Origin of the sequence: Micromonospora sp. CA-269861 (assembly GCF_050948505.1) — a bacterium.
Lineage (GTDB): Bacteria > Actinomycetota > Actinomycetes > Mycobacteriales > Micromonosporaceae > Micromonospora.
In genome coordinates, this window is the sequence record NZ_CP192014.1 from 1675077 (window position 1) to 1700895 (window position 25819).

Consider the following 25819-nt stretch of genomic DNA (forward strand, 5'->3'; position numbering starts at 1 on the left):
GATCTTGACGACGAACCGCGCGCGGGCACGGGCCGGGAGCGCGCGGGGGGAGTGGGGTGCGCGGAGGGGGTGGGGTGCGCGGAGGGAGTGGGGTGCGCGGAGGGAGTGGGGTGCGCGGGGGGAGTGGGGTGCGCGGCAGGGGGTGGACGCGCGGGAGCCCCCGGGCCCGTGCGGGGCCGGGGGCTCCGGACGTCGTCAGCTCAGCCGGCCTGCTCGGCGAGTTGGAGGAACTGCCGCTTGGAGGCCAGGGCCTGCTCCGCCTCCTTGATCCGGCGTGCGTCCCCGGCGCTCTGCGCCCGGGCCAGCCGGTCCTCAGCCTCAGCCACCTGCGCCCGCATCTGGGCGAGCAGCGGGTTGTCCTCCTTGGTGGTGCGGCGCCACGCGGAGTCCATCACGTCACGGACCTTGTCGTCGATGACGCGCAGTCGGCGCTCCAGCCCGGAGGCCGCCTCGCGAGGCACTCGGCCGGCCTCGTGCCACTGGGCCTGGATCTCGCGCAGCTTGGCCTGGGCACCCTTCGGGTCGGCGTCGATGTCCAACGCCTCGGCCTCGGCGAGCAGGGCCTGCTTGCGTTCCAGGTTGCCGCGCTGCTCGTTGTCGCGGGCGGAGAAGACTTCGCTGCGCCGGCTGAAGAAGGCGTCCTGGGCACCCCGGAAGCGTTCCCAGAGCTTCTGCTCGGCCTCCTTGGAGGCGCGCGGAGCGGCCTTCCACTGGGTCATCAGGTCCTTGAGCTGGTTGGCGGTGGCGGCCCAGTCGGTGGAGTCCTGGAGCTTCTCCGCTTCGGCGACCAGCTCTTCCTTGGCGGTCTGCGCCTGCTTGCGCTGCGAGTCCAGGGAGGCGAAGTGGGCGCCGCGGCGGCGGGTGAAGCCGTCCCGGGCGGCGGCGAACCGCTTCCACAGCTCACCGTCGGCCTTCTTGTCGACCCCGCGGATGGTCTTCCACTCGTCGAGGATCTCCTTGAGCCGGTCCCCGGCGGTCTTCCATCCGGTGGATTCGGCGGCCAGCTTCTCGGCCTCCTCGACAAGCGCGGTCTTGCGGGCCAGGGCTTCGCCGCGAGCGGCGTCCCGGGCGGCGCGCGCTTCGCCGGCCTTCTCCTCGGCGAGGGTCGCCAGCTTGTCCAGGCGTGCGGCGAGCGCGTCGATGTCGCCGACCACGTTGGCCTCGGGCAGCGTCGCGCGGATCCGCCGGATCGTGCTCAACGAGTGCCCGGCGTCCGCCGCACCCGACTTGAGCCGCGCCTCGGTCAGGTCCACCTCGGTCACCAGGTCGGCGAAGCGACGTGCGAAGTGTGCAAGGCCTTCCTCCGGTGCTCCCGCCTGCCAGGATCCGACCACCCGCTCGCCCTCGGTGGTCTTGACGTACACGGTGCCGTCCGCGTCCACCCGTCCGAAGGCAGTCCAGTCGCTCATGTGCCCATCCTCGTTCTCCCGGCGTCGAGGGATCGATCCCCCGTCGCCGCCACGGCGCAGCCAAGTTGCTTCCGGCATTGTCACAGGTCCGACCCGGTCCGCGTCGAGCGCCTATCGCCGACCGTGACCATACGGTGTCCTAGGGGCCGAATGACCGGATCGGCTCGGAGACGCACCGGGGATTCCCGCTACGGTGAACGGGTGCCACTGGTCGCCGCCGCTGTCTGCCCGCATCCGCCCCTGCTCGTGCCCGAGGTGGCCGGCTCCGCGGCCCCGGAGTTGGACGATCTGCGGGCGGCCTGTGACACCGCCGTACGCCGGTTGTTGGCCACCGATCCGGACATTGTGCTGCTGCTGGGCACCGGCCCGGTGACCGGCCCGATCCGCACCCCGGCGACAGGTTCCCTCCAGCCCTGGGGTGTCGACCTGGACGTGCCGTTGGTGCCCGGCCAGCCGGACCGGGGCGCGGTGCTGCCGTTGAGCCTGACCGTCGGCGCGTGGCTGCTGGCCCGCCACGACACCCGAGCGCCGGTGACCGCCGTGCAGGTGGCCGCCGACGCCGGCCCGGCCGAGCTGGCCGCGCTCGCGGACGAGGTGGGCGCCGCGGGTGACCGGGTGGCGGCGCTGGTGCTCGGGGACGGGTCGGCCTGCCGGGGCGAGAAGGCACCCGGGTACGACGACGCGCGCGCCCTCCCGTACGACCAGGGGGTTGCCGCGGCGCTGGCCGACGCGGACGTGGACGCCCTGCTCGACCTCGACCCGGTGGTGTCGGCGGAGTTGAAGGCCGCCGGTCGCGCCCCCTGGCAGGTGCTCGCCGGCGCGGCCCGTGCGGCCGGCGGAGGGTGGCGCGGCGAGTTGCTGCACGACTCGGCCCCCTACGGTGTGGCCTACTTCGTGGCGTCCTGGGAGCGGGCGTGACAGGCACGGTCGTGGCGGTGGTCGGCCCGACCGCGGCCGGCAAGTCGGCGCTGAGCATCGCGTTGGCGCACGCCCTCGGCGGGGAGGTGGTCAACGCCGACTCGATGCAGCTCTACCGGGGCATGGACATCGGCACCGCCAAGCTGACCCCCGCCGAGCGGGACGGGGTGCCGCATCACCTGCTGGACATCTGGGAGGTCACCGAGCCGGCGAGCGTCGCGGAGTACCAGCGGCTGGCCCGCGCGGCGGTGGACGACATCCTGGCCCGGGGGCGGGTGCCGCTGCTGGTCGGTGGCTCCGGGCTGTACGTGCGTGCGGTGCTGGAACGCTTCGAGTTCCCCGGCACCGACGCGGCGCTGCGGGAGCGGCTGGAGCAGGAGTTGGCCGAGGTCGGCCCGGCCCCGCTGTACGCGCGGTTGCGCGCCGCCGACCCGGTCGCGGCCGAGGGCATCCTGCCCGGCAACGGTCGGCGGATCGTGCGGGCCCTGGAGGTGATCGAACTCACCGGCGCGCCGTTTACCGCCTCGCTACCGCAGCCCACGCCGTACTACCCGTCGGTGCAGCTCGGCGTCGACCTGGACACCGGTGTGCTGGACGAACGGATCGCCCTGCGTGTCGACCGGATGTGGGCCGACGGCCTGGTGCCGGAGACCCGTGAGCTGGTCGCACGCGGGCTGCCCGAGGGGCGGACGGCGAGTCGTGCCCTCGGCTACCAGCAGGTGCTGCGCCTGCTCGGCGGTGAGCTGACCGAGGCGCAGGCGCATGCGGAGACGGTCCGGGCCACCAGGCGTTTCGTCCGCCGGCAGCGGTCCTGGTTCCGGCGCGACCCACGGATCCACTGGCTGGACTCGACGAATCCGGACCTGATCGGGGCCGCCCTGCGCCTGGTGCCGGCCGCTGCGCGATGATGGGGGAGTGGAGTTCACCAAGGGCCACGGCACCGGCAACGACTTCGTCCTCCTCCCCGACCCGGACGGTCAGCTCGACCTGACCCCGGAGCTGGTCGCGGCGCTCTGCGACAGGCGTCGGGGCATCGGCGCGGACGGCGTACTGCGGGTGGTCCGCGCGGCCAAGCATCCGGACGGGGCGGGTCAGGCCGGCGAGGCCGAGTGGTTCATGGACTACTGGAACGCCGACGGCTCGTTCGCCGAGATGTGCGGCAACGGCGCGCGGGTCTTCGTGCGCTACCTGCTTGACACCGGGTTGGCCACGCCCGCCGGCGCGGCGTTGCCGGTGGCCACGCGGGCCGGCGTCGTGCGTGCGCTGGTCGAGGGCGACGCCGTGTCCGTCGAGATGCGCCGACCCCAGGTGTACGACAGTTCCGTCGCCACCCTCGGCGAGCTGACCCTGACCGGTGCGGTGGTGGACGTCGGCAACCCGCACCTGGTGTGCGTCCTGCCGGCCGGCGTGGAGTTGTCGGCGCTGGACCTGACCGTCGCGCCCGGGTTCGACCGGTCGGTCTTCCCGAGCGGGGTGAACGTGGAGTTCATCGCCTCGGGGGACCCGGTCGACGGCACCGACGGGCACACGCTGATGCGGGTGTACGAGCGCGGCAGCGCCGAGACCCTGTCCTGCGGCACCGGTGCGTGCGCGGTGGGCGCGGTGGCGCTGCGCGACGTCGGCCGGGACACCGGAGTTGTCGCCGTCGACGTCCCCGGCGGCCGTCTCACGGTGACGGTCACGGCCGACTCCTGCTGGCTCTCCGGCCCCGCCGTCCTGGTAGCGACAGGCGAAGTCGACCTCCCCGCCCTCTCCGCCCTCCGCCCCTGACGCCCCCGCGTCGATGGGGCCCCCGCGTCGATCATGAAGTTATTGCCAGCCAGCTCGGCGTGTCGTGGCAATAACTTCATGATCGACGGAGGGTGGGGGTGCGTTGTACGCGCCTTACGGGGTGGCGCTGGCGTTGGCCGCGATCTCGGGGAGGTCGGCCGGGCCGGGGTCGGCGGCCGGGAGCGGGCTCGGGTTGTGCGCGGCGGCGCGCACGGCGGCGGCGACCGCCGGGGCGACCCGCGAGTCGAAGACGCTCGGCACGATCACCGTCGGGTTGATCTTCTCCTCGCCGACCACGTCGGCGATGGCCCGCGCGGCAGCGATGGCCATCTCCTCGGTGAACTCCTCGGCGTGCGCGTCCAGCATGCCGCGGAACACCCCGGGGAACGCGAGCACGTTGTTGATCTGATTCGGCTGGTCCGAGCGGCCGGTGGCGACCACGGCGGCGTGCTTGCGCGCCTCCCGCGGGTCGACCTCCGGGTCCGGGTTCGCGAGGGCGAAGACGATGGAGTCCTTCGCCATCTGCGCGATGTCGTCGCCGGTGAGCAGGTTCGGCGCGCTGACCCCGATGAACACGTCGGCGCCCCGGATCGCACCGGGCAGGTCGCCGGAGTAGTTCTCCTTGTTGGTGTTCTCCGCCAGCCACTGCCACGCCGAGTTGAGCCCGGTCAGCCCGCCGTGCAGGGCGCCCTGCCGGTCGTACGCGATGATGTCGCCGACGCCCTGACGCAGCAGCAGCTTCATGATCGCGGTGCCGGCCGCGCCGGCTCCGGAGACGACCACCCGGACGTCCTCGAGCCGCTTGCCCACCACCCGCAGCGCGTTGGTCAGCGCGGCCAGCACGCAGATCGCGGTGCCGTGCTGGTCGTCGTGGAAGACCGGGATGTCCAGCGCCTCGCGCAGCCGGGCCTCGATCTCGAAGCAGCGCGGCGCGGCGATGTCCTCCAGGTTGATGCCGCCGTAGGCAGGCGCGATCGCCTTGACGATCTGCACGATCTCGTCGGTGTCCTGGGTGTCCAGCACCACCGGCCAGGCGTCCACCCCGCCGAAGCGCTTGAACAGCGCGGCCTTGCCCTCCATCACCGGCAGCGACGCGGCCGGGCCGAGGTTGCCCAGGCCGAGCACCGCCGAGCCGTCACTGACCACCGCGACGGTGTTGCGCTTGATCGTCAGTCGCCGGGCGTCGGCCGGGTTCTCGGCGATCGCCATGCAGACCCGGGCCACCCCCGGGGTGTACGCCCGGGACAGCTCGTCGCGGTTGCGCAGCGCGACCTTCGAGGTCACCTCGATCTTGCCGCCCAGGTGCAGGAGGAACGTCCGGTCGGACACCTTGCGCACGTCCACGCCGTCCAGGGCGGTCAGCGCGTCGACCACCTGGTCGGCGTGGCCCGCGTCGGCGGTGTCGCAGGTCAGGTCGACGATCACGTGGGTCGGGTCCGAGTCCACCACGTCCAGCGCCGTGACGATCGCCCCGGCCTCGCCGACCGAGGTGGTGAGCCGGCCGATCGAGGAGGCGTCCGCGGTCACGGCGATCCGGATGGTGATCGAAAATCCGGCGCTCGGCAGTCGGGTGATGGCCACGGGATCCCTCCGTAACGGCTGTGCGGCCGATTGGCCGCCGCCCGCATTTCTACCGGGTTGTCGCGGCCGACCAGCATTCGCCCCCACTTTTGGCGACCTTTGCCATGGGCATATAGCAGGTGCGTTCGGCGTTGCGTCATGTCAGGATTACGTTCTACTTATCAAATCGGACAGGAGAACCGCTTGCGAGACCAGGAGAGCTTTGTCCCCGTCGAGGACGAGCTCGACGACGTCACCACTGGCGAGATGGAGCTGTCGGAGCGGCAGTCCCTCCGACGCGTCCCGGGCCTGTCAACCGAGCTCACCGACGTCACCGAGGTGGAATACCGCCAGCTGCGGCTGGAGCGGGTCGTCCTGGTGGGCGTCTGGACCGAAGGCACTGTCACCGACGCGGAAAACTCGCTGACCGAGCTTGCCGCGCTGGCCGAGACCGCCGGTTCGCAGGTGCTCGAAGGGCTCATCCAGCGTCGTACCCGACCCGACCCGGCCACCTACATCGGCCGCGGCAAGGTCGACGACCTCGGCGCGGTGGTGCTCTCCACCGGCGCCGACACGGTCATCTGTGACGGTGAGCTGTCCCCGTCGCAGCTGCGCAACCTGGAGCAGCGCACCAAGGTCAAGGTCGTCGACCGTACGGCGCTGATCCTCGACATCTTCGCTCAGCACGCCAAGAGCAAGGAAGGTAAGGCGCAGGTCGAGCTGGCCCAGCTCGAATACCTGCTGCCCCGACTGCGCGGTTGGGGTGAGACGCTCTCCCGGCAGACAGGTGGTTCCGGCCGGGGCGGCGGCGCCGGCGGCGGTGTGGGTGTCCGTGGTCCCGGTGAGACCAAGCTGGAGACCGACCGGCGGCGCATCCGGCACCGCATCTCGCGGCTGCGTCGCGAGATCAAGAGCATGAAGACGGTACGCGTGACCAAGCGCGCCCGGCGCTCCCGCAACGCCGTTCCCGCTGTCGCCATCGCCGGCTACACCAACGCCGGCAAGTCCAGCCTGCTCAACCGCCTGACCGGCGCGGGCGTGCTGGTGGAGAACGCGCTGTTCGCGACACTGGACCCGACGACCCGCAAGGCCACCGCCGCGGACGGCCGGCTCTACACCCTCTCCGACACTGTCGGCTTCGTCCGGCACCTGCCGCACCAGATCGTCGAGGCGTTCCGCTCGACGCTGGAGGAGGTCGCGGAGGCGGATCTGGTGGTGCACGTCGTCGACGGCACCCACCCGGATCCGGAGGAGCAGGTCCGGGCGGTCCACGCGGTGCTCGCCGAGGTGAGCGCGGACCGGCTCCCCGAGCTGTTGGTGGTCAACAAGACCGACGCGGCCGACGAGGACACTCTGCTGCGGCTCAAGCGGCTCTGGCCGGACGCGATCTTCGTGTCGGCGCACTCCGGGCGGGGCATCGACGGGCTGCGCGCGGCGATCGAGGAGCGGCTGCCGCGCCCGGCCGTGGAGGTCCGGGCCGTGCTGCCGTACGACCGGGGTGACCTGGTGGCTCGGGCGCACCGCACGGGTGAGGTGCTCAGCACGTCGCACCTGCCGGAGGGCACCCTGCTGCACGTTCGCGTCGGCGCGGAGCTGGCTGCGGAGCTGGCGGCGTTCGACGTGCAGCGGCAGGGGCAGGCGGCCGGCAGCCGCTCCTGAGCGGCCACGGCGTCATCCACTGGAAACGCGCGGCATGCGACACTGGCCGAATGCGCCGCGTTGTTTCCTCGGTCACGGTTGCCCTCGGCCTGCTTGGGGCAACCGTGGCGCTCGCCGGAGTCGCCGCAGCGGCTCCCGCCCCTGGGCCGTCCGAGCCGCCCGCAGCCAAGCCTGGCCAGAAGCGGTGCACGATCGCCGACGAGCGCCTGCGGGAGCTGTCCGGGCTTGTCGCCACCAAGAGTGGCTACATCGTCATCAACGACAGCACCGAGGACTCGGCACGCAAGCGGGTGTTCTTCCTCGACAGCAAGTGCAAGATCTCGAAGGAGCCGGTCCGCTACTCGGGGCAGGGTCCGTTCGACACCGAGGATCTCGCCCTCTCCAAGAACGGCAGCACCCTCTGGATCGCCGACACCGGTGACAACCCCGACTCGAAGGAGCGCCGCAGCCGCATCGCGCTCTGGTCGATGCCGGTCACCGGCGCCAAGCAGCCGACGCTGCACCGGCTCTCCTACCCCGAGGCGAAACCGCACGACGCCGAGGCGCTGCTGATCGGTGACGACGGAAAACCGCTGATCATCACCAAGGTGACCAGTGGCAAGGCCGAGATCTACACGCCGTCGGCGGCGCTGAAGAGCGGCGACACCGACCCGGTGCCGATGCGTAAGGCCGGCGAGATCACGCTGCCGAAGACCCAGACGGAGAACACCCTCAACACGTTCGGCCGGATCGCCATCACCGGCGCGTCCCGGGCACCGGACGGCTCCCGGGTGGTCCTGCGCACCTACGCGGACGCCTTCGAGTTCGACGTGACCGATGGCGACATCGTGGGCGCGCTCACCACCGGCAAGCCGCGGGTGACGCCGCTGGCCGACCCGTTCGGCGAGGCCATCAGCTACACCCCGGACGGTAAGTCGTTCCTCACCGTCTCCGACGCGGGCCGGTTCGCCGAGGATGATCCGCTCGACATCCTCGGCTACGCCCCGTCCACTTCGACTGCCGTGCCGCTGGCCGAGGAGGAGGGCGGCAAGCCGGCCGCCTCGCAATCCTGGACCGCCGGGCTCAGCCTCGACGACATCACGTACCTGGTTGGGGCGGTCGGGCTGATCGGCCTGCTGTTGGTCGCCGCCGGCATCTTCGGCATCGTTCGCGCCCGTCGTCGGCCGCCGACCGCTGACGCGTCCGACACGTCGGGCCCGGACGGCGATCCGTTCGATTCGCGCGCGGGACGTGCCGTGGACGGGTTCCCGGCCGAAGACGACCGGCGGGGTGGTGTCTACGGGGGCGGCGCGCCGGCCGGCGGTGCGGTCTACGGCGGTGGCGCCGGTCGCGGTGGCCCGGCCCCGGCGGGTGGCGCGGGTCGCGGTGGTCCGGCCCCGGCGGGTGGTGCCGTGTACGGCGGCGGCCGGCCGGCCCCGGCCGACGGTGGTTACGGTGCGCCACGCCCGGACGGCGGCGGTGCCGGCGTGTACGGCGGCGGCGGACGCCCCCGGCCGGTGGCGGCGGTCGTCCCCAGGGAGGTGGCGGTCGTCCCCCGGCTGGTGGTCGTCCGCAAGGTGGCGGTGGTCGTCCGCAGGGCGGAGGCGGTGGTCGTCCCGGCGGCGGTGTGTACGGCGGCGACGGCGGTCAGCCCGGGGCCGGTCGTGCGGAGCCGCCCCGGCGCGGTGGGCAGGAGCCCGACTACCGGGGTCAGCGACCCGGCCGCCGACGCGACGACGACGCGCCCGTCGACCCGTACGGGCAGTATCCCGGGGGCGGTCGCGGTCACCGGGGCGACCGTTACTGATCGGCGCTGAAGCGCTCACCCGCCCCTGACGAGCGGTGCGGGTGAGCGCCGTCGGCACCCACCCGCCGATCGGTCAGATCCGGCGTAGCACTGCCACGACCCGGCCCATGATGGTGGCGTCATCGCCGGGGATCGGGTCGAAGGCCGGGTTCTGCGGCATCAGCCAGACGTGCCCGTCGCGCCGCCGGTAGGTCTTCACTGTCGCCTCGCCGTCGAGCATGGCGGCCACGATCTCGCCGGAGTCGGCGGTCGGCTGCTGCCGAACGACCACCCAGTCGCCGTCGCAGATTGCCGCGTCGAGCATCGAGTCGCCCTTGACCTGGAGCATGAAGACCTCGCCCTCACCCACCAGCTCGCGGGGGAGCGGGAAGATGTCCTCCACCGCCTGCTCGGCGAGGATCGGCCCACCGGCGGCGATCCGACCGAGCATCGGCACGTACGCCGGGGTCGGCCGCTGTGCCCTCGACAGCTCGTCGTCGATCGCCTCGCTGGGAGCGCGGACGTCCACAGCGCGCGGCCGGTTCGGGTCGCGGCGCAGGAAGCCCTTCTTCTCCAGCTCCTTGAGCTGGTAGGCGACGCTGGACGGCGACACCAGGCCGACCGCCTCGCCGATTTCCCGGACGCTCGGCGGGTAGCCGTGCCGTTCCACCCAGTTGCGGATGAACTCCAGGATGCGGCGCTGGCGGGCGGTCAGGTCGACGGTCGCCGGGTCGGGGAAGGCGCTGACCACCGGGGTGACCTGGCGCACGGCGGGCTGACCCGTTCGGCTGCGGGCGGCGCTGCGGCGTCGGGTGGCCGGCGGGCCCGCCTCGGTGATCTGCTGCGGGCTCTTCGGCCGGCTGGCCCGGTCCTCGGTCACGTCCGTCCTCCCTGGTCGGCGCTGGGTGCCTCGTCGGCTCGTGGTGCGTGCGGTGGTGCCACGTTGTTCATGACCGTATAGGTGAGATCAGTCATTTTCAAACATCTGTACGACCTCTCACCGGCGTGTCGGGGTGAAAAAGCACTCCGGTCGTACGGATGTTCTGATAAATGGTACGTCAGGTAGCACTGGTGTTCGATCGTCGACCGTTTTCCGGCCGGGTCCGGCCTGCTGGCCGGTAACCCGGGCGGGGTCGTGGCGTTGGGGTCTTCGGGCGTTGTGCGGGGCGCGGATGACCGGATGGTCCGTGACGCGCCGGACACGCCGGCCAACTTGACCCGGCTTCCGCGGCGACATACGGTCGACCCCTAGATGTAGTAGTGACACGGGCGTAAGTTGCCTACAGGTTGGGTCTGACTACCGACCGCACTCCCGTAACGTCGATCACGGCGGGCGTCATCCGAGGATGGCACCGTCGCGGTCAGCGTGTCCGGGGGTGTCCGGTGTGCTCGCAGTTGATCATTTTTAGGAGGTGGGAGATGCGGTGTCCGTACTGCCGGCACGCTGACTCCCGGGTGGTCGACTCGCGGGAGGCCGACGACGGCCAGCTCATCCGACGGCGACGGTCCTGCCCGGAGTGCGGCAAGCGGTTCACCACCGTCGAGGAGGCGGTCCTCGCGGTCGTCAAGCGCAGCGGGGTGACCGAGCCGTTCAGTCGCACGAAGATCATCGGCGGGGTGCGTAAAGCGTGCCAGGGCCGGCCGGTGGACGACGACTCACTCGCGCTGCTCGCGCAGCGGGTGGAGGAGACCGTCCGGGCCAAGGGGGCCGCCGAGATCCCCAGTCACGACGTGGGCCTGGCGATCCTGGGCCCGCTGCGCGACCTGGACGAGATCGCCTACCTGCGGTTCGCCAGCGTCTACCGCTCGTTCGACTCGCTCGCCGACTTCGAGCGCGAGATCGACACGTTGCGGGCCGCGGCGCGAGCCCGGGAGCAGGGCCGGGCCGATGCGGTTGAGGCCGCCGGCCGTACCAGTTGAGTCTTCACAGTTTTTCGAGAGATTGGCGCGCGGTGGGTGACCGCGCAGACGAGGGGGGCGACGGCGTGACAACTAGCCGTTCACGTAACAAGGCAGGCGCGGGGCTGAAGATCGACCGGGTGTGGACGACGGAGGGGGTCCACCCGTACGACGAGGTCTCCTGGGAGCGCCGTGACGTCGTGATGACGAACTGGCGGGACGGCTCGATCAACTTCGAGCAGCGCGGGGTGGAGTTCCCGGAGTCGTGGAGCGTCAACGCGGCCAACATCGTCACCACCAAGTACTTCCGGGGAGCGGTGGGGACCCCGGAGCGGGAGTGGTCGCTCAAGCAGCTGATCGACCGGGTGGTCACCACCTACCGCACCGCGGGTGAGGAGTACGGCTACTTCGCCAGCCCGGCCGACGCCGAGGTCTTCGCGCACGAGCTGACCTGGATGCTGCTGAACCAGGTGTTCAGCTTCAACTCGCCGGTCTGGTTCAACGTCGGTACGCCGTCGCCGCAGCAGGTCAGCGCCTGCTTCATCCTGGCCGTCGACGACTCGATGGACTCGATCCTCGACTGGTACAAGGAGGAGGGGCTGATCTTCAAGGGCGGCTCCGGCTCCGGGGTCAACCTGTCGCGGATCCGCTCGTCCCGTGAGCTGCTCTCCTCCGGCGGCACCGCCTCCGGCCCGGTCAGCTTCATGCGCGGCGCGGACGCCTCGGCCGGCACCATCAAGTCCGGTGGCGCGACCCGCCGCGCGGCCAAGATGGTCATCATCGACGTCGACCACCCGGACATCGAGGAGTTCGTGGTCACGAAGGCGCGCGAGGAGGACAAGATCCGCGCGCTGCGGGACGCCGGCTTCGACATGGACCTCGGCGGCTCCGACATCGTCAGCGTCCAGTACCAGAACGCCAACAACTCGGTCCGGGTCTCCGACGAGTTCATGTCGGCGGTGGAGAACGGTAAGGGCTTCGACCTGCGCGGCCGGCTGGACGGCTCGGTGATCGACACCGTCGACGCCAAGAAGCTGTTCCGCACGATCTCCCAGGCCGCCTGGGAGTGCGCCGACCCGGGCCTGCAGTACGACGACACGATCAACGACTGGCACACCTGCCCGGAGACCGGGCGGATCACCGCGTCGAACCCGTGCTCGGAGTACCTGCACCTGGACAACTCCTCGTGCAACCTGGCGTCGCTCAACCTGATGAAGTTCCTCCGCGCCGACGGTGGCTTCGAGGTGGAGAAGTTCGTCAAGTCCGTCGAGTTCGTCATCACCGCGATGGACATCTCGATCTGCTTCGCCGACTTCCCGACCGAGAAGATCGGCGAGACGTCCCGTGCCTACCGGCAGCTCGGCATCGGCTACGCCAACCTGGGCGCCCTGCTGATGGCCACCGGCCTGCCGTACGACTCGGACCAGGGCCGCTCGGTCGCCGCGTCGATCACCTCCCTGATGACCGGCACCGCCTACCGCCGCTCGGCCGAGCTGGCCGGCGTCGTCGGCCCGTACGACGGCTACGCCCGCAACGCCGAGCCGCACAAGCGGGTCATGCGCAAGCACGCCGCCGCCAACGACGAGATCAAGCCGACCAGCCCGGTGGCCACCGCGATCGTCCGTGAGGCGACCAAGCAGTGGACCCAGGGCAACAAGATCGGTGACAAGTTCGGTTGGCGCAACGCGCAGGCGAGCGTCCTCGCCCCGACCGGCACGATCGGCTTCATGATGGACTGCGACACGACCGGCGTGGAGCCGGACCTGGCGCTCGTCAAGTTCAAGAAGCTTGTCGGCGGCGGATCGATGCAGATCGTCAACCAGACGGTGCCGCGCGCCCTGCGCAGCCTCGGCTACCCCGAGGAGCAGGTCGAGGCGATCGTCGAGCACATCGCCGACCACGGTCACGTGGTGGACGCCCCGGGCCTCAAGCCGGAGCACTACGCGGTCTTCGACTGCGCCATGGGGGAGCGGACGATCGCCCCGATGGGTCACGTGCGGATGATGGCGGCCATCCAGCCGTTCGTCTCCGGCGCCATCTCCAAGACGGTCAACATGCCGGAAGCGGCCACCGTCGAGGACGTCGAGAAGATCTACTTCGAGGGCTGGAAGCTCGGCCTCAAGGCGCTGGCGATCTACCGCGACAACTGCAAGGTCGGTCAGCCGCTCTCGGTGGCCAAGTCCAACAAGGCCACCGAGACGGCCGCCGTCGAGACCGCAGCGGCCGCGCCGGCCGCGGTCGAGAAGGTCATCGAGTACCGGCCGGTGCGTAAGCGCCTGCCAAAGAAGCGCCCGTCCGAGACGGTCAGCTTCTCCGTCGGTGGCGCCGAGGGCTACCTGACCGCGTCTTCCTACCCGGACGACGGCCTCGGTGAGGTCTTCCTGAAGATGTCCAAGCAGGGCTCGACCCTGGCCGGCGTGATGGACGCCTTCTCGGTGGCCATCAGCATCGGTCTGCAGTACGGCGTGCCGCTGGAGACGTTTGTCAGCAAGTTCACCAACATGCGCTTCGAGCCGGCCGGCATGACCGACGACCCGGACGTGCGGATGGCGGCCTCGGTGATGGACTACATCTTCCGTCGCCTGGCGCTGGACTTCCTGCCCTACGAGCGCCGCGCCGAGCTGGGCATCTTCACCGCCTCGGAGCGGGCCGCGCAGCTGCGGGCCGAGGCCGACGCGGAGGCCGCAGCGGCGGTGGGCGCAGAGCTCACCGTGATGGCGTCCTCGGCGCCGGTGGAGACCCCGGCCAAGCCGGAGGCGCTCGCCCAGCCGGCCCAGGAGATGGCCGACGTGGCCGCCGCCAAGCCGGCTCCGAGCGTGGGCTCCAGCACCGAACTGCTGGAGGCCGTGATCGGCAAGGCCGCCGACGCGCCGCTCTGCTTCACCTGCGGTACGAAGATGCGCCCGGCCGGTAGCTGCTACGTCTGCGAGGGCTGCGGCTCCACCAGCGGCTGCAGCTGACGTACGCGAAACGAGCCCCGGGCGTTGACACGCTCGGGGCTCGTAGGCCGGGAAGCTGACCATTTGTAGTACTACGCGTCGTTGCTTCTGATGGCTGACTATGCGGCTTGACTAAGTGGCTATGGGATCCCGGATTGTCGCGCGTTGGCTCATTTCTGACATTGGCAATGCAAGGTCTACTGCAGTGGCCCGAGACGTTCCAGGATCTGGCGGAGGTGACCGTGAGGGTGTTGGGATTGAGAGGCGCGAGGGACAAGCTGATGTGGGCATTGGTCGAGGGGCCATGCCGGCAGGACGCCCTGGTTAAAGACCATGCCACTGTTTCGGCGCCTGCAGGGGACCGAGGTGCGCAGTTGGTGTGGGTGCGTAAGGAGGTGCTTGAGCTCCTCGATCGCTGGACGCCGGAGGTCGTGGCGGTCCGTGTGGCAGACCCAGGCGGCCAGGCAAACAGCCTTCCCCGAGCTGAGGTCGAAGGCGTGATCCAGGAGGCGTTAGCCTTCCGTGGAGTGCGATGCCGTCGGCTTTATAGTGCGAGCGTTCGAGCGGCTTACTCAGCAAAGAACGGCTCTGAGTTGAAGATCGCTCTTGCGGCAATCCCGGCTACTGCCTCGACCCCGGCGAGCCGCATTGAGCCGGTCGCATCTGCGCTATGTGAGCTGCCTGCCAAGCGCTCATGACGACTTTCGAACGTATACGCCACCTCGGCGGTGGTCACTTCGGTGAAGTCTGGCTTGAACGCGATAGGGCGCTGGACCGACTTTGTGCCGCCAAGTATCTCCATCGGAGCGATCAGCTCGGCCCTCGCGATGCCTTCGTTGAGGCGCAGGCGATGGTCTTAGCTGAGCACGACAACGTCGTGAAGATTTATTCTGCAGACCTGGCAGACGGTGTTCCAGTGATTCGGATGGAATACCTGCCTGGCGGCAGTATTCAGGACCTATATGCCGGCACGCCGCTGCCTGTCTCGGTGGCTGTTGCGGCTATCGAGGACGCCTCTAGAGGGTTGGAATACTTGCACATCCGTGGCTGGCTGCATCGTGATATTAAGCCCGCGAATCTGATGCTGACGGCGAGCGGTCAAGTGAAGGTCTCCGACTTTGGGCTGGCCTGTAGTATAGGCGAGGCGGCTGAGGCTCCAGTTGGATACATTGCCCATCTGCCCCCCGAGTCTATGGCGGACAATGGCTACATCGACGATGTGGCCGGTGATATATACGCGATGGGAGTCACGCTCTATCGCTTGCTCAATGGTGATCAGTCGCTCGACGTCGAGGTTAGTACCACCGCAGACCTTGCGACCCTCATCGAAAGGGGCAAATTCCCTCGACGTGATGAATTCCTTCCTCACGTTCATCAGGGGCTGCGACGAGTTGTCCGCAAGGCCTTGCACGTCGATCCATCACGCCGATACGCCTCTGCGAGTCAACTCCGTCATGCGCTCGAAGTGTCGCGACCCTGCGTGTCCTGGACGCAAGTCTATACTGACGGCGGTCAAGGCTGGGATGGCGCGATGATAGATGGATCAGCAATGTGGCGAGCGCGCTTGAGCCTCACCCGCCGTCACCGTCACTCATTCCGGCTTGAGCGCTGCGGACTCGGTGGCACGTATCGTTCCCGTGGAGCTGACGCAGGCGAGTTCAACGACCGCGGTGAGGCGATGCGCCATGCAACAGAGATTCTCGGGCGGGTCGCATCGCAAGGACGCTAGCTGGCGTCAAGCGACACCGTCGCGCCGCTTCTCATCTGCTCGTTAGCTGACGTTCTCCAGAGCTGGCCACGCCCTCGTCCCCGCCCGTGCGAATGATCAATCTTGGATGCCGGCTCGAACCCGCAGAACCGTCAAGAAGACGCACCAAGCACTCTGATGGAATGAAAGTGCGGGACCGTTCGGATCCTTGCTGTCTCGGATCTGTACCAAGCCTTCGACATGCCTTGCTTCGACGCAGGCACCGTTGCTGCCGCTGCGGGTGCTCTTGCGCCACTGCGAGTCCACCGCACGTCTCCTACACCTCGCGCCTCGCGCTCCGGATCTCCTCGATCATGGCGGCCGAGTCGGTAGGTGACATGGCCGCAGCGCGCAGACTGTTGAACACCACCGTACAACGCCTCACGTCTTCACCTTCCGCGTAGAGGTCACCGGTGAGGCCCTCGATGTAGACCACGCTGGGTCCATCGGCGAAGTTAAGGATGTGGAAGCTCGTCAACATCGAGGCGTAGGCACCCTCGCGGAACGGGATCACCTGGAGGGTGACGTTCCAGCGCTTGCTGGCGTCGACCAGGGCGGTGAGCTGTGCGGCCATGACGGCCGCTCCGCCGATCTGACGGTGAAGGACCGCCTCGTCGAGCACTGCGACGAGTCGTAGCTTGCCGGAGGCGATCAGCTCCTGCCGCTGCATCCGCACCGTGACCCGTCGCTCCACGGCCTCTGGCGATGGCTCGAAGGCGTCTTCGCTGGTCATCGCTCGGGCATAGTCGGCGGTCTGGAGCAACCCCGGGACCACCAATGTCTCGAAGTTCTGCACCTCCTCGGCCGCCGACTCCAAGCCGATGTACTGGCGATACGACGATGGCAGATCGCCGTACTTCGCCCACCAGCCGCGCTGCTTTCCGGTCTTTGCCATCGACAGGAGCGTGTTGCGCAGCTCGGCATCGGCAACGCCGTACCGGTCGAGTAGGGCGTTGAGCGCTGGTGCCTTGATGCCCACGCGTCCGGCCTCGATGCGCCGGAGCGTGCTCGCCGAGACCTCGATGACGTCGGCGGCCTGCTCGGCCGTCACGCTGGCCTCTTCGCGCGCCCGACGGAGCTGTGCGCCGAGCTGGAAGCGAACGAAGGTCGGACTCTCCATGGCGGTCATTGTGCCGCTAGCGCCCCGCCGCAGGATCACCGAACACGCCCATGCCTTCTGAGGGGCCTTCGTTGACTATCCAAAAATGCGTGCGCAAGATGAGCGTGCAGTCCGCTGGATCGGCAGGGAGGTCCAATGATGGGTCGGGTGCCGTACGACGACTACCTGCTGGCGGTGGCGCTGACCCTGGCTCGGCGGCATCGGCCGGTCTGGTCATGGCAGCGGTGGCGGTGGATCTGCCGATGCGGGGCGGAGTTGCCATGCCGAGCCCGGCATCGCATCCCGATCCGGCGGGGGCATTGGCCAGGGGAGGAGCAGGAGTGATCGAGGATCAGGTCGGACGAGTCCTGTCCGTGCACCTGCCCGGCGTCGACGGCCTGTGCGCTGGCTGCCGCTGGTGGTGGACGCGGCTGTCTCCGTACCCCTGTTATCAGGCGGAATGGGCGGCCCGCTGGCACGCCCGGTCGGCCACCCGGCGCTTCCTGGATGGTCTGCCGTGACCACCCACGGTCCGGTCCTTCCGGTGTGGACCTGCGGCGGCTGCGCCGCGCCCTGGCCCTGCCGGACCCGGCGTACCGAGCTGCGTGCCGAGTTCGAGGGCGCACCTGTGTCGTTGGCCCTCTACATGGGGTCCTACCTGGTCTGGGCGGCCGAGGATCTGACCTGGGTGCCCGCCGGGCTGCTGCACCGGCGTTTCCTGGGCTGGGTCCGGTGAACCTCGTCGGTGGGACGCGCAGTTGTCTCGATCACTTGATGCTGAGTAGCTGTCGACGGTCCGTTCTGACTACTCAGCATCAAGTGATCTCGGCGACCGGGCTACTGGCTCGCGCGCTCGGCGGCGCGTACGGCGTTGCGGAACAGCATCGCGACGGTGGTCGGGCCGACCCCGCCGACCCGGGGCGTGATGGCGCCGGCGACCTCGGCGCACGCTTCGTCCACGTCCGGCAGGAGACGCCGGCCCTCGTAGCGGACGCCGGCGCCGATGACGACGGCGCCGGGCTTGACGTGCTCGGGCTGCACGATCCCGGGTACGCCGGCGGCGGCGACGAGGATGTCGGCGCGGCGGGTGTAGCGGGCCCAGTCGGGCACCCCGGTGTGGACGACGGTGACGGCGGCGTTGGCGGTCGGGCGCTTCTGGGCGAGCAGCATCGCCAGGGGCCGGCCCAGGGTGGCGCCCCGGCCGAGGATGACGACCTCGCGACCGGCGACGGGGATCTCGTAGTACGCCAGGAGGGCTTCGATGCCGGCGGGGGTGCAGGGCAGCGGGCCGGGCAGGCCGACGGCGAGACGTCCCATGTTGAGCGGGTGCATACCGTCGACGTCCTTGTCGGGGTCGATGGTCTGCAGCGCCGCGTCGTAGTCCAGATGCCCCGGCACGGGGTACTGCACGAGCAGCCCGTGGACGGCCGGATCATCGTTGAATCGGGCGATGGCCTGGTGCAGCTCGGCCTGGGTGACGGTGGCGGGCAGGTGTACGTGCGGGGAGTCGAACCCGAGCGCTGCGGCCTGGCGCTGCTTGATGGCGATGTATCCGGCGCTGGCGTCGTCGTCGCCCACGAGCATGGTGGCGAGGCTCGGCGTGATCCCGCGGCTGCGTAGGCGGGCGGCTGCGGCGGCGGTCTCGGCCAGGACGGCTTCGGCCACGGGTGCGCCCGGCAGGAGTCGGGCCGCGCCCGACGGGGTGTGGTTTTCGACGGATTCGCTGGTCGTGGTCATGACGGTTCCTCGACGCAGGCGCCCAGGCGGTCGACGCCCGCGAGAGGCTCCCCGATGGTTTAACCATCCCCGTGCCGCCAGTCGCCGGTTCTTCGATAATGCCGCATCACCAGGGCGGTTGCCCAACCGGACCAGCAGCGCAGGGCAGACCCGCACCGGGGGGATGGTGCCGTCGACGGAGCCGGGTGGGGTTCAGTCAGTCGGCAGGAGCGGGCGCATGAACGTTCGTTCGTAGCGCACGACACAACCCGAGCTGTCGCGGATGCTGTCTGCCGCGACGAACTCCGGGTCCTTGCCGAACCGTGCGCGGTAACGCTCGTAGGCCGCCAGGCTCTCGAAGCTGAACAGCGCCTCGGCCTTGTCGCTGGCGCCCTCGGCGGGCAGGAAGTAACCGTGGTGCACACCACCGTGCTTGGCCACCAGCCGCATCCATGCTCGGGCGAAGTCTTCGAACGCCTCGATCTGCGTGGGATCGATGGTGTAGTGCACGACGCAGGTGATCATGACGTCACCCTACGCACCGGCGTTCGTGTCGGACGGATCGGTAACACTCGCGCTCCGCCTGACGAAGAAGGGGTGTGAAGGCTACGAGAGAGGACGGCCTGTGAATGAGCCGAGCCGAGCCGATGACGACATCTCCGGCATCGGAGCCGATCCGGTGGCCTTCGAGGTCTTCTACCGGCGGCACCTGGAGTCGGTGGGCCGGTTCGTGGCGCGGCGGGTCGACGACCCGCACCTCGCCGCCGACCTCACCGCCGACGTGTTCCTGGCGGTGATCGAGTCGGCGGCCGGCTACCGGCCGGACCGGGGTAGCCAGATCGGCTGGCTGTACGGGGTGGCCCGCAACGTCATCGGCGACGAGCGGCGTCGGGCGGCCCAACGGCTGCGGGTGACCGGCCGGCTGGCCGGACGACGGGATCTGGGCCCCGATGACATCGCCCGCATCGAGGAGCGGATCGACGCCGAGTCGGCGGCCCGCCGCACCCACCGAGCGCTGAGCGAGCTGCCCGAAGGCACCCAGACGCTTGTCGAACTCGTCGCCGTGGACGGCCTCACCGTCGCGGAGGCGGCGACCGTGCTCGGGATGTCGCCGGTCGCCGCTCGGGTCCGCCTGCATCGTGCCCGCCGCGTCGTCCGCGCCGTGCTCGCCCGCCCGGCCACCACACTCGCCTGATGAGACGGAGATGACGATGAACGAGACCGAACGATCGCCGCAGGGTTTCGAGGAGCAACTCCTCAGGGATCTGACGGCACATGTCGCCCAACGGGCCGAGATGGCGTCGGCCGCCCGTCCCGCCGGACGCCGCACCCGGTTCCTGCGCGGTTGGCGCCTCGCCGGAGCGTTCGGGCTGGCAGTCGCGCTGACCGCCGGTGGTCTGGCGGTCCAGACGATGAGGCTGGGCGATCAGGCGCCGCCGACGGCAAGCGCGTCGGAGATCTTCCATCTGGCGGCCGACGCGGCCCGGCAGCAGCCGGAGCTCACCGCCCGGCCCGAGCAGTACGTCTTCACGGAAACCCTGGCGACGATCCGGGACCTGCCGGACAGCGGCCCGTACCGGACCATCCGCAACCAACTGTGGCAGTCGGCCGGTGGAGTCGCGTACACGCAGGGACGTTACCGACCGGAGACCGATCCGAACGGGTGGGGCGGGCTGAGGGTGCTCCGCATCGATGATCCCGCCGATCCGGACAAGGAACTCGACGCGTTCCAGCCGCCCGCGTACCACGGCGACCTGCCCACCGATCCGGACGAGCTGTTTCGATACCTTCGGGAGAACCCGGTCGACCTGCATCTTCCCGAGGCAGCCGACGAGAAGGCCGTCTACGGGGGCGAAAGCATGCCGTACACCACCGCCAGGTCGATGCTCGACGGCTACGTGCCGCCCCGGGCGCTGGCGGCGCTGTTCGAAGTGCTGGCGCGGGAACCCGGAGCGGTAGTCATATCGGGTGACGTGGTGGACGCCGCCGGCCGCCATGGGGTGGCGATCCGGATGCCCGGTGTGATCGGCGGCAACGTGGATCTGATCTTCGATCGGGACTCCCACGTCTACCTTGGCACCCGCAACTCCGTGGTGCGTAACGGCAAGGAGTCGCTGGAGTCGGCCGCCGCGCTTCTGCGGGTCGCCATCGTCGACCGGCCGGGCCAGCAGCCGTGAGCGGGCCGGTCACGTCGGACCGGTCAGGGCTGGGCGAACAGGGGCCCGTAGTTCGAGCGGAACATCTGCTCGCCGAGGCGGCGCATCACCAGGTCGCGCAGCGCGGGCGGGAGCCCGGTGGCCTTGTCCCGGCGGTGGGTCTGGCCGAGCACCCAGTTCGTCCGCGGGCGGCGTCGTGCCTCGAAACCACGCAACGCGGCGGCGACGGAATCGGCGGTGGCCAACGCCGAGGCGAGTACGACGGCGTCCTCCAGGGCCATCGCCGCACCCTGGGCCATGTTCGGTGAGGTGGCGTGGGCGGCGTCGCCGATCAGCAGCACCGGCCCGCGGGACCAGGAGTCGAGCGCGACCTCCTGGTTCGGCCCGGCGTGCAGGGTGCTGTCGTCGTAGTCGAGGGCCTTGAGCATGGTGGGCACCGGCTCGGTGAACGTCGCTGCCAGCTCGTCGCGCCAACCGGGCCGGTCGGCCACCGGGCCGTCGTTGTAGTAGCAGTACGTCTGCTCGGCGCTGATCGGGATGGTCAGGAACTGCCTCCCGCGCCCCAACTGCACCGACCAGACCGGCTCGTCGTCGAGGCGGGGAGCGACCCACCGGTACGCGTACTGGCCGAGGTCGCGGGCGGCCTGGCCGTCGAAGGCGAGCCGGCGGACCGTCGAGTTCACCCCGTCCGCGCCGAGCACCAGGTCGTACCGTTCGGTGCTGTTGTCGTCGAACTCGACGGCGACCTGGTCGCCCTCGGTAAGAAGCGCGACCGGCGCGCGGCCCCAGCGGATCGGGGCGTCGCCGACGCCGTCGAGCAGCGCCCGGTGCAGCCGCGCCCGGGGCAACGACACGCACGGTCCGACGCCCTGCCACAGGGCGGCCACGTCGATGTCGAAGAGGCGACGCCCGCGCTGGTTGGCGCTGCGCTGCCGGGTGATCTCGACGGCGACGTCGGCGACCGACTCCCGCAGACCGAGTACGTCGAGCATCCGGGTCGCGTTGCCGGTGAGGTAGATCCCGGTGCCGGAGTCGGTCGGCCCAGGCGCCCGCTCGACCACGTCGATCGTCGCGCCCCACTCGCGCAGCGCGGCCACTGTCGCCAGTCCGGCGACACCACCCCCGACGATCAGTACCCGGACACCGTCACCCTGCACGACACGTTCCTCCCCGTTGCCCTGCCGCACCCCGGCTGAGCTGCTGCTCAACGGTCCGGCCGCCGCAGCACTCTACGAGGCGGGTGAGTCAGCGCACGGAAATGGGGGCTGAACTACCGAGGAATGGGCTGCGACGATGAGGGCATGACGACCGCTGAGGCGTACGCCGAGTTCGGCATCCGCGAGGCGCGCGGGGTGTCGCGCACGTACGAGCGTCTGTCGCAGGCCGTCGCCCGCGACGACGCCCTGATCGCCCTGCTCGACGGGCTCCCGCCGGCCAAGCGGCAGCCGAATCTGCTGTTCGGCGTCGTCCGCTGGCTCGGTGGCCCGGTCGACGATCCGGTCACCTTCCACGACTTCGTGGTGACGCACTGGCCCGCCGTCGAGACGGAACTGCTCACCCGGGCCACCCAGACGAACGAGGCGGGCCGGTGCGCGGTCCTGCTGCCGCTGCTCGCCGCGTTGCCACAGCCCCTCGCCCTGCTGGAGGTCGGCGCGTCGGCCGGGCTCTGCCTCTATCCCGACCGGTACGCGTACCGCTACGGCGATCATCAGGTGGGCTCTGGAGAGCCGGTCCTGGACTGCGTGGCCACCGGGTTGGAGCCGCCGAGACGCGTACCCCAGGTGGTGTGGCGGGCCGGCCTGGACCTCAACCCGCTCGACGTGACCGACCCCCACGACGTGTCCTGGTTGGACGCCCTGATCTGGCCGGAGCACGCTCACCGGCGGGCCCGGCTGCGGGCCGCGGCGGCGGTCGCCGCCGCCGACCCGCCCCTGCTGGTCCGGGGTGATCTGGTGGACGACCTGCCGGCGTTGGCCGCGCGGGCACCGGCCGACGCGACGCTTGTGGTCTTCCACACGTCAGTGCTCTACCAGGTGCCGTCCCCGCGTCGGGACGCGTTCGTCCGGCTGGTTCGCGAGCTGCCCGGCCACTGGGTGGCGAACGAGGGCCCGGAGGTGCTCCGGTACGACGCGTTGCCCGAGCCGCCGAACGATGCGCTGCACAACGTTCTCGCGCTCGACGGGAAGCCGTTGGCCTGGGCCAGAGGCCACGGCCAGGCGATGACCTGGTTCGGCTGAAGCCGCCCAGCCGAGTCTGGCCGGTCCGGTCAGCCGCCTGGCCGGTCAGGTCACTTCAGCGAGCCGGCTCGGGCATCCGGGCGCGCAGGGCCCGGATGAACCAGTCCACCGCCGGCACGGTCGCGTCGCCTGTCGACCAGCCGTTGAGCACCGCCAACAAATCGACGTAGCGGTCCCGGCGGGGATCGTTTGCCGGCAGCAGCCGGTCGAGCAACCGCTGACGTAGGTCGGCGTTGTCGGAGTGACCGTGCAGGGTCGCGTACCGGCTGGTGACGGCCGCGACCACCGGTTCGGCGTCCGGGCTGGTCGGGTCGAGGCCGGCCGCGAGGGCGGGGGCCACCGCGTCCCGGACCAGCGCCACGGCGTCCGGGCGGGGTACCCCCGGGACGTCGTAATCGGCTGCGTACTGCCGCGCCAGCCCTCGCATCCGTGCCCGGAAGTCGCGGTCCCGGCACAACTCGGCCAGCTCCAGCCACGCCTCGACCTGCTCGACGGTGGGGTCGTCGGGAAGCTCCGGTGTCATCGAGACGATCACCCCCGGGTACGCGGGCTGGTCGGCGAGGTCGGCGAAGACGTTGGCCAGGAAGTCGGCCACCAGCTGCCCCCGCTCGCGGGTGGTGAGCTGGGCCAACCGGTGCAGCTCGTCCACCTCGGCCGGGCCCGACCCGCGCCTCGCCGCGACGGTGAGCACCGCCTGGCGTGACCGCAGCACCCGGATCTGCACCGCCAACGCCTCGGCGTGCGCGGCGGCCACCTCGCGCAGGGGCACCTCGCGGTCCACCACCCGCCGGATGGTGGCCAGGTCCAGGCCCAGTTCACGCAGTGTCCGGACCAGCTCCAGGCGGGCCACGGCGTCCGGGCCGTACCGCCGGTAGCCGGTTGGGCTCCGGTCGGTCGGTGGCACGATCCCGCTGTCGGCGTAGTACCTGATGGTCTTGACGCTCAGGCCGGTCCGTTGGGCCAGCTCGCCGATCGTGTGCCGCGTCTCCCCGCTCATGCCTCCACCCTCGCGTCTCCCCCCGGTGGAGACTCAAGCCGCTGCGCTCATCGGTCAGCGGACCCGCTCGTGGCGGAGCAGGACCACGCCGTTTCCGAAGACGCGGCTCTCCACCAGCCGCAGACCGGTCGGGGCGTCGGCGTCGGGGAAGAGTCGGCGACCCCGACCGACAAGCACCGGGTGGACGTAGATCCGGTACTCGTCGATCAGGTCGTGCCGGGCGAACGTCGCTGCCAGGTCCGCGCCACCGAGCGCCAGGTCACCGCCCGGTTCGGCGGTGAGCTTGCGGACCTGCTCGACGTCGACCTCACGCACGACAGTGGCGTTCCAGTCGGCGTGGTCGAGCGTGCGCGAGTAGACGACCTTCGGCATGTCCCGCCAGATGCGGGCGAACTCACGTTCCGGGCCGCTGGCGTTCGGGTCCTGATCGGCGGTCGGCCAGTAGGCGGCCATCAGCTCGTGGCTGACCCGGCCGCTGAGGAACCCGCCCATCGGGGCGATCACGTCGTTGAAGTGCTGGTGCAACTCTTCATCGACCTGGTGCCAGCCGATGTCGCCATCCGGGCCCTCGAAGAACCCGTCCAACGACACGCTCATCTGCACAACGATCTTCCGCATCGCATCTCCTCCATGCTCATCAGGGTGACCAGGTGAGCATCGCCGGTCCCTACGACGAAAGCGGTGGCGTGTCGCGCATTCGCCGCAGCGGGGAACAGACCACGAACAGGCACGCGGCCCAGGTGCCCAGTACACACACCCAGAGCGCGCCGCGCAGCCCCAGCATGGTGCCGAGCGCACCGCCGGTGAGCGCGCCGAGTGGGATCACCCCCAGACAGATCCAGAGGAACGCCGCGTTGACCCGACCGAGGAGCGCCGACGGGGTGATCCGTTGCCGGTACGACATCGCCGCCACGTTGAACAACACCGCGTTGGCCGAGAACGCGGCCAGACCGACCCCGTAGAGCAGCACTCCCCAACCGGGCTGGGCCAGCGGCATGAGCAGGTAGAACGGGCCCGGGACGGTCATCGCCACCCAGATCACCCGGGCCGAACCGAGCCAGGCCGTCAGCCGGGCGGCCAGCACCCCCACCACCAGCCCGCCGACGGCGCTGACCGAGAAGACCAACCCCACCTGCACCGGGTCGGCGTGCAGCTCACGGACCAGGAAGGTCACCTCGATCGAGCCGGACGCCATCACCCAGAAGTTCGACCAGGTGGTGCAGGCCAGGATGCTGACCAGGAGCGGCTGTCGGCGGATGAAACCGAGCCCGCCGGTCAGCTCCACCCGCAGTGGCACGCGGGGTGACGGCTCGCGGCGTACCGGGGCCTCCCGGATCAGGATCAGCGTCAGCGCGCTGACCAGGAAGGCGAACCCGTTGGTCAGGAACGTGCGGGCCGCGCCGACCAGCCCGATCAACGCGCCGCTGATCGTCGGGCCGACCAGTTCGGCGGCGTCCTGGCTGATGGTGAGCTTGGCGTTGCCGTCCACCAGCAGGTCCGCCGGCACCAGCCGCGGCAGCAGGCTCTTGTACGCGACGGTGAACAGCACGGTGAGCACTCCACCGAGCCCGACCACCGCGTACAGGAAGGGCAGGGTGAGGTGGCCGACCAGAGCGGCCACCGGCAGGGACAGCATGAGCGCGGCCCGACCCAGGTCACACGCGATCATCAGCCGCCGCTGGTCGAGCCGGTCGGCGACGAAGCCCGCCGGCAGGGAGAAGAGCAGGTACGGCAACCAGGCCAGGACTGTCAACAGAGAGATCTGGAAGACGCTGGCGTGCAGGGTGTCCGCGGCGAGCAGCGGCACCGCCACCCCGGCGATCCTGGTGCCCAGCTCGCTGACCGTCTGACCGCCCCAGAGCAGCAGGAAGTTCCGGCTGCGCCACAGCGACCGGGCCGTACCCACCTCGACCACCGAGGCTTGCTCCACCTGCTGACTCACCGTCGT

Annotated in this window: 23 protein-coding genes, 1 pseudogene and 1 riboswitch; of the genes and pseudogenes, 13 read left to right on the plus strand and 11 right to left on the minus strand. The window is 70.2% G+C overall.

The features are described 5' to 3' along the window. Positions 1-200: 200 nt before the first annotated feature. Entirely contained in the window at positions 201-1409 is a 1209-nt protein-coding gene (locus ACQP0U_RS07685) for a DUF349 domain-containing protein (RefSeq protein WP_433317024.1), read from the minus strand. Positions 1410-1559: 150 nt separating this feature from the next. Here ACQP0U_RS07685 and ACQP0U_RS07690 point away from each other — a divergent pair, with 150 nt between their 5' ends. Genes ACQP0U_RS07690 through dapF form a run of 3 tightly spaced genes read left to right on the plus strand, consistent with a single transcriptional unit; the run spans position 1560 to position 4097 of the window. Further along, positions 1560-2327 carry a hypothetical protein gene (locus ACQP0U_RS07690; RefSeq protein ID WP_433317026.1) on the plus strand — a complete coding sequence of 256 codons (768 nt, stop codon included), beginning with the start codon at positions 1560-1562 and terminating at the stop codon, positions 2325-2327. Continuing rightward, a complete protein-coding gene (miaA, locus tag ACQP0U_RS07695) occupies positions 2312-3235 on the plus strand; it encodes a tRNA (adenosine(37)-N6)-dimethylallyltransferase MiaA (protein WP_433320682.1) in 924 nt (307 codons plus the stop codon). Before ACQP0U_RS07690 ends, miaA begins: the two co-directional genes overlap by 16 nt. A gap of 7 nt (positions 3236-3242) precedes the next feature. Beyond that, positions 3243-4097, plus strand: coding sequence for a diaminopimelate epimerase (gene dapF, locus ACQP0U_RS07700; RefSeq protein ID WP_433317027.1), 855 nt, complete (start codon positions 3243-3245; stop codon positions 4095-4097). A gap of 114 nt (positions 4098-4211) precedes the next feature. Here the strand turns inward: dapF and ACQP0U_RS07705 are convergent, their stop codons facing one another. Further along, complete coding sequence (locus tag ACQP0U_RS07705) at positions 4212-5678, minus strand: NAD-dependent malic enzyme (protein ID WP_433317029.1); 1467 nt, start codon at positions 5676-5678, stop codon at positions 4212-4214. Between the two features lie 183 nt (positions 5679-5861). Between ACQP0U_RS07705 and hflX the strand changes: the two genes are divergently transcribed. Both hflX and ACQP0U_RS07715 read left to right on the plus strand, forming a co-directional pair. Beyond that, positions 5862-7316: a GTPase HflX gene (gene hflX, locus ACQP0U_RS07710; protein ID WP_433317031.1), complete on the plus strand. Its 1455-nt coding sequence runs from the start codon at positions 5862-5864 to the stop codon at positions 7314-7316. A 50-nt stretch (positions 7317-7366) separates the two neighbouring features. Beyond that, positions 7367-9102: pseudogene (locus tag ACQP0U_RS07715) on the plus strand (hypothetical protein). Between the two features lie 73 nt (positions 9103-9175). Here the strand turns inward: ACQP0U_RS07715 and lexA are convergent. After that, positions 9176-9961 (minus strand): transcriptional repressor LexA, encoded by a 786-nt coding sequence (lexA, locus tag ACQP0U_RS07720; protein ID WP_355581333.1) that lies wholly within the window; start codon positions 9959-9961, stop codon positions 9176-9178. A 539-nt stretch (positions 9962-10500) separates the two neighbouring features. Between lexA and nrdR the strand changes: the two genes are divergently transcribed. From nrdR to ACQP0U_RS07735, 3 genes are all read left to right on the plus strand, one after another. Continuing rightward, positions 10501-11001 carry a transcriptional regulator NrdR gene (gene nrdR / locus ACQP0U_RS07725; protein ID WP_425784617.1) on the plus strand — a complete coding sequence of 167 codons (501 nt, stop codon included), beginning with the start codon at positions 10501-10503 and terminating at the stop codon, positions 10999-11001. A gap of 32 nt (positions 11002-11033) precedes the next feature. Then, positions 11034-13940: a vitamin B12-dependent ribonucleotide reductase gene (locus ACQP0U_RS07730; protein WP_433317035.1), complete on the plus strand. Its 2907-nt coding sequence runs from the start codon at positions 11034-11036 to the stop codon at positions 13938-13940. Positions 13941-14613: 673 nt separating this feature from the next. Next, positions 14614-15648: a serine/threonine-protein kinase gene (locus tag ACQP0U_RS07735; protein ID WP_433317037.1), complete on the plus strand. Its 1035-nt coding sequence runs from the start codon at positions 14614-14616 to the stop codon at positions 15646-15648. A gap of 96 nt (positions 15649-15744) precedes the next feature. Here ACQP0U_RS07735 and ACQP0U_RS07740 read toward each other — a convergent pair whose 3' ends face one another. Both ACQP0U_RS07740 and ACQP0U_RS07745 read right to left on the minus strand, forming a co-directional pair. Beyond that, positions 15745-15933: a DUF397 domain-containing protein gene (locus ACQP0U_RS07740; RefSeq protein ID WP_433317040.1), complete on the minus strand. Its 189-nt coding sequence runs from the start codon at positions 15931-15933 to the stop codon at positions 15745-15747. 10 nt (positions 15934-15943) lie between these two features. Next, positions 15944-16795, minus strand: a complete 852-nt coding sequence (locus ACQP0U_RS07745) for a helix-turn-helix domain-containing protein (protein ID WP_433317042.1) — start codon at positions 16793-16795, stop codon at positions 15944-15946. A gap of 311 nt (positions 16796-17106) precedes the next feature. Between ACQP0U_RS07745 and ACQP0U_RS07750 the strand changes: the two genes are divergently transcribed. Together ACQP0U_RS07750 and ACQP0U_RS07755 are read left to right on the plus strand one after the other, a co-directional pair. Continuing rightward, positions 17107-17286, plus strand: coding sequence for a hypothetical protein (locus tag ACQP0U_RS07750; RefSeq protein ID WP_433317044.1), 180 nt, complete (start codon positions 17107-17109; stop codon positions 17284-17286). After that, positions 17283-17501: a hypothetical protein gene (locus ACQP0U_RS07755; protein ID WP_110563345.1), complete on the plus strand. Its 219-nt coding sequence runs from the start codon at positions 17283-17285 to the stop codon at positions 17499-17501. Before ACQP0U_RS07750 ends, ACQP0U_RS07755 begins: the two co-directional genes overlap by 4 nt. Before the next feature lie 101 nt (positions 17502-17602). Here the strand turns inward: ACQP0U_RS07755 and ACQP0U_RS07760 are convergent, their stop codons facing one another. Both ACQP0U_RS07760 and ACQP0U_RS07765 read right to left on the minus strand, forming a co-directional pair. Next, the gene (locus ACQP0U_RS07760) at positions 17603-18502 is read right to left on the minus strand and encodes a bifunctional 5,10-methylenetetrahydrofolate dehydrogenase/5,10-methenyltetrahydrofolate cyclohydrolase (protein WP_433317046.1); all 900 of its coding nucleotides are present in this window, start codon (positions 18500-18502) and stop codon (positions 17603-17605) included. A 13-nt stretch (positions 18503-18515) separates the two neighbouring features. Beyond that, a riboswitch (ZMP/ZTP riboswitch) is annotated at positions 18516-18597 on the minus strand. A 97-nt stretch (positions 18598-18694) separates the two neighbouring features. Further along, the gene (locus ACQP0U_RS07765; protein WP_433317048.1) at positions 18695-19006 is read right to left on the minus strand and encodes an NIPSNAP family protein; all 312 of its coding nucleotides are present in this window, start codon (positions 19004-19006) and stop codon (positions 18695-18697) included. A 100-nt stretch (positions 19007-19106) separates the two neighbouring features. Here ACQP0U_RS07765 and ACQP0U_RS07770 point away from each other — a divergent pair, with 100 nt between their 5' ends. Both ACQP0U_RS07770 and ACQP0U_RS07775 read left to right on the plus strand, forming a co-directional pair. Next, positions 19107-19676: an RNA polymerase sigma factor gene (locus ACQP0U_RS07770; RefSeq protein ID WP_433317051.1), complete on the plus strand. Its 570-nt coding sequence runs from the start codon at positions 19107-19109 to the stop codon at positions 19674-19676. A gap of 10 nt (positions 19677-19686) precedes the next feature. Further along, positions 19687-20658, plus strand: coding sequence for a CU044_5270 family protein (locus tag ACQP0U_RS07775; protein ID WP_433317053.1), 972 nt, complete (start codon positions 19687-19689; stop codon positions 20656-20658). 23 nt (positions 20659-20681) lie between these two features. Here ACQP0U_RS07775 and ACQP0U_RS07780 read toward each other — a convergent pair whose 3' ends face one another. After that, positions 20682-21794 (minus strand): FAD-dependent monooxygenase, encoded by a 1113-nt coding sequence (locus ACQP0U_RS07780; RefSeq protein WP_433317055.1) that lies wholly within the window; start codon positions 21792-21794, stop codon positions 20682-20684. Positions 21795-21938: 144 nt separating this feature from the next. Here ACQP0U_RS07780 and ACQP0U_RS07785 point away from each other — a divergent pair, with 144 nt between their 5' ends. Beyond that, the gene (locus tag ACQP0U_RS07785) at positions 21939-22874 is read left to right on the plus strand and encodes a DUF2332 family protein (protein WP_433317057.1); all 936 of its coding nucleotides are present in this window, start codon (positions 21939-21941) and stop codon (positions 22872-22874) included. 55 nt (positions 22875-22929) lie between these two features. Here ACQP0U_RS07785 and ACQP0U_RS07790 read toward each other — a convergent pair whose 3' ends face one another. The 3 genes from ACQP0U_RS07790 to ACQP0U_RS07800 are packed head-to-tail and all read right to left on the minus strand — an operon-like array spanning position 22930 to position 25813. Further along, entirely contained in the window at positions 22930-23871 is a 942-nt protein-coding gene (locus tag ACQP0U_RS07790) for a MerR family transcriptional regulator (RefSeq protein WP_433317059.1), read from the minus strand. A 54-nt stretch (positions 23872-23925) separates the two neighbouring features. After that, positions 23926-24489 (minus strand): dihydrofolate reductase family protein, encoded by a 564-nt coding sequence (locus ACQP0U_RS07795; RefSeq protein ID WP_433317062.1) that lies wholly within the window; start codon positions 24487-24489, stop codon positions 23926-23928. A 49-nt stretch (positions 24490-24538) separates the two neighbouring features. Continuing rightward, the gene (locus tag ACQP0U_RS07800; protein ID WP_433317063.1) at positions 24539-25813 is read right to left on the minus strand and encodes an MFS transporter; all 1275 of its coding nucleotides are present in this window, start codon (positions 25811-25813) and stop codon (positions 24539-24541) included. Positions 25814-25819: the final 6 nt, after the last annotated feature.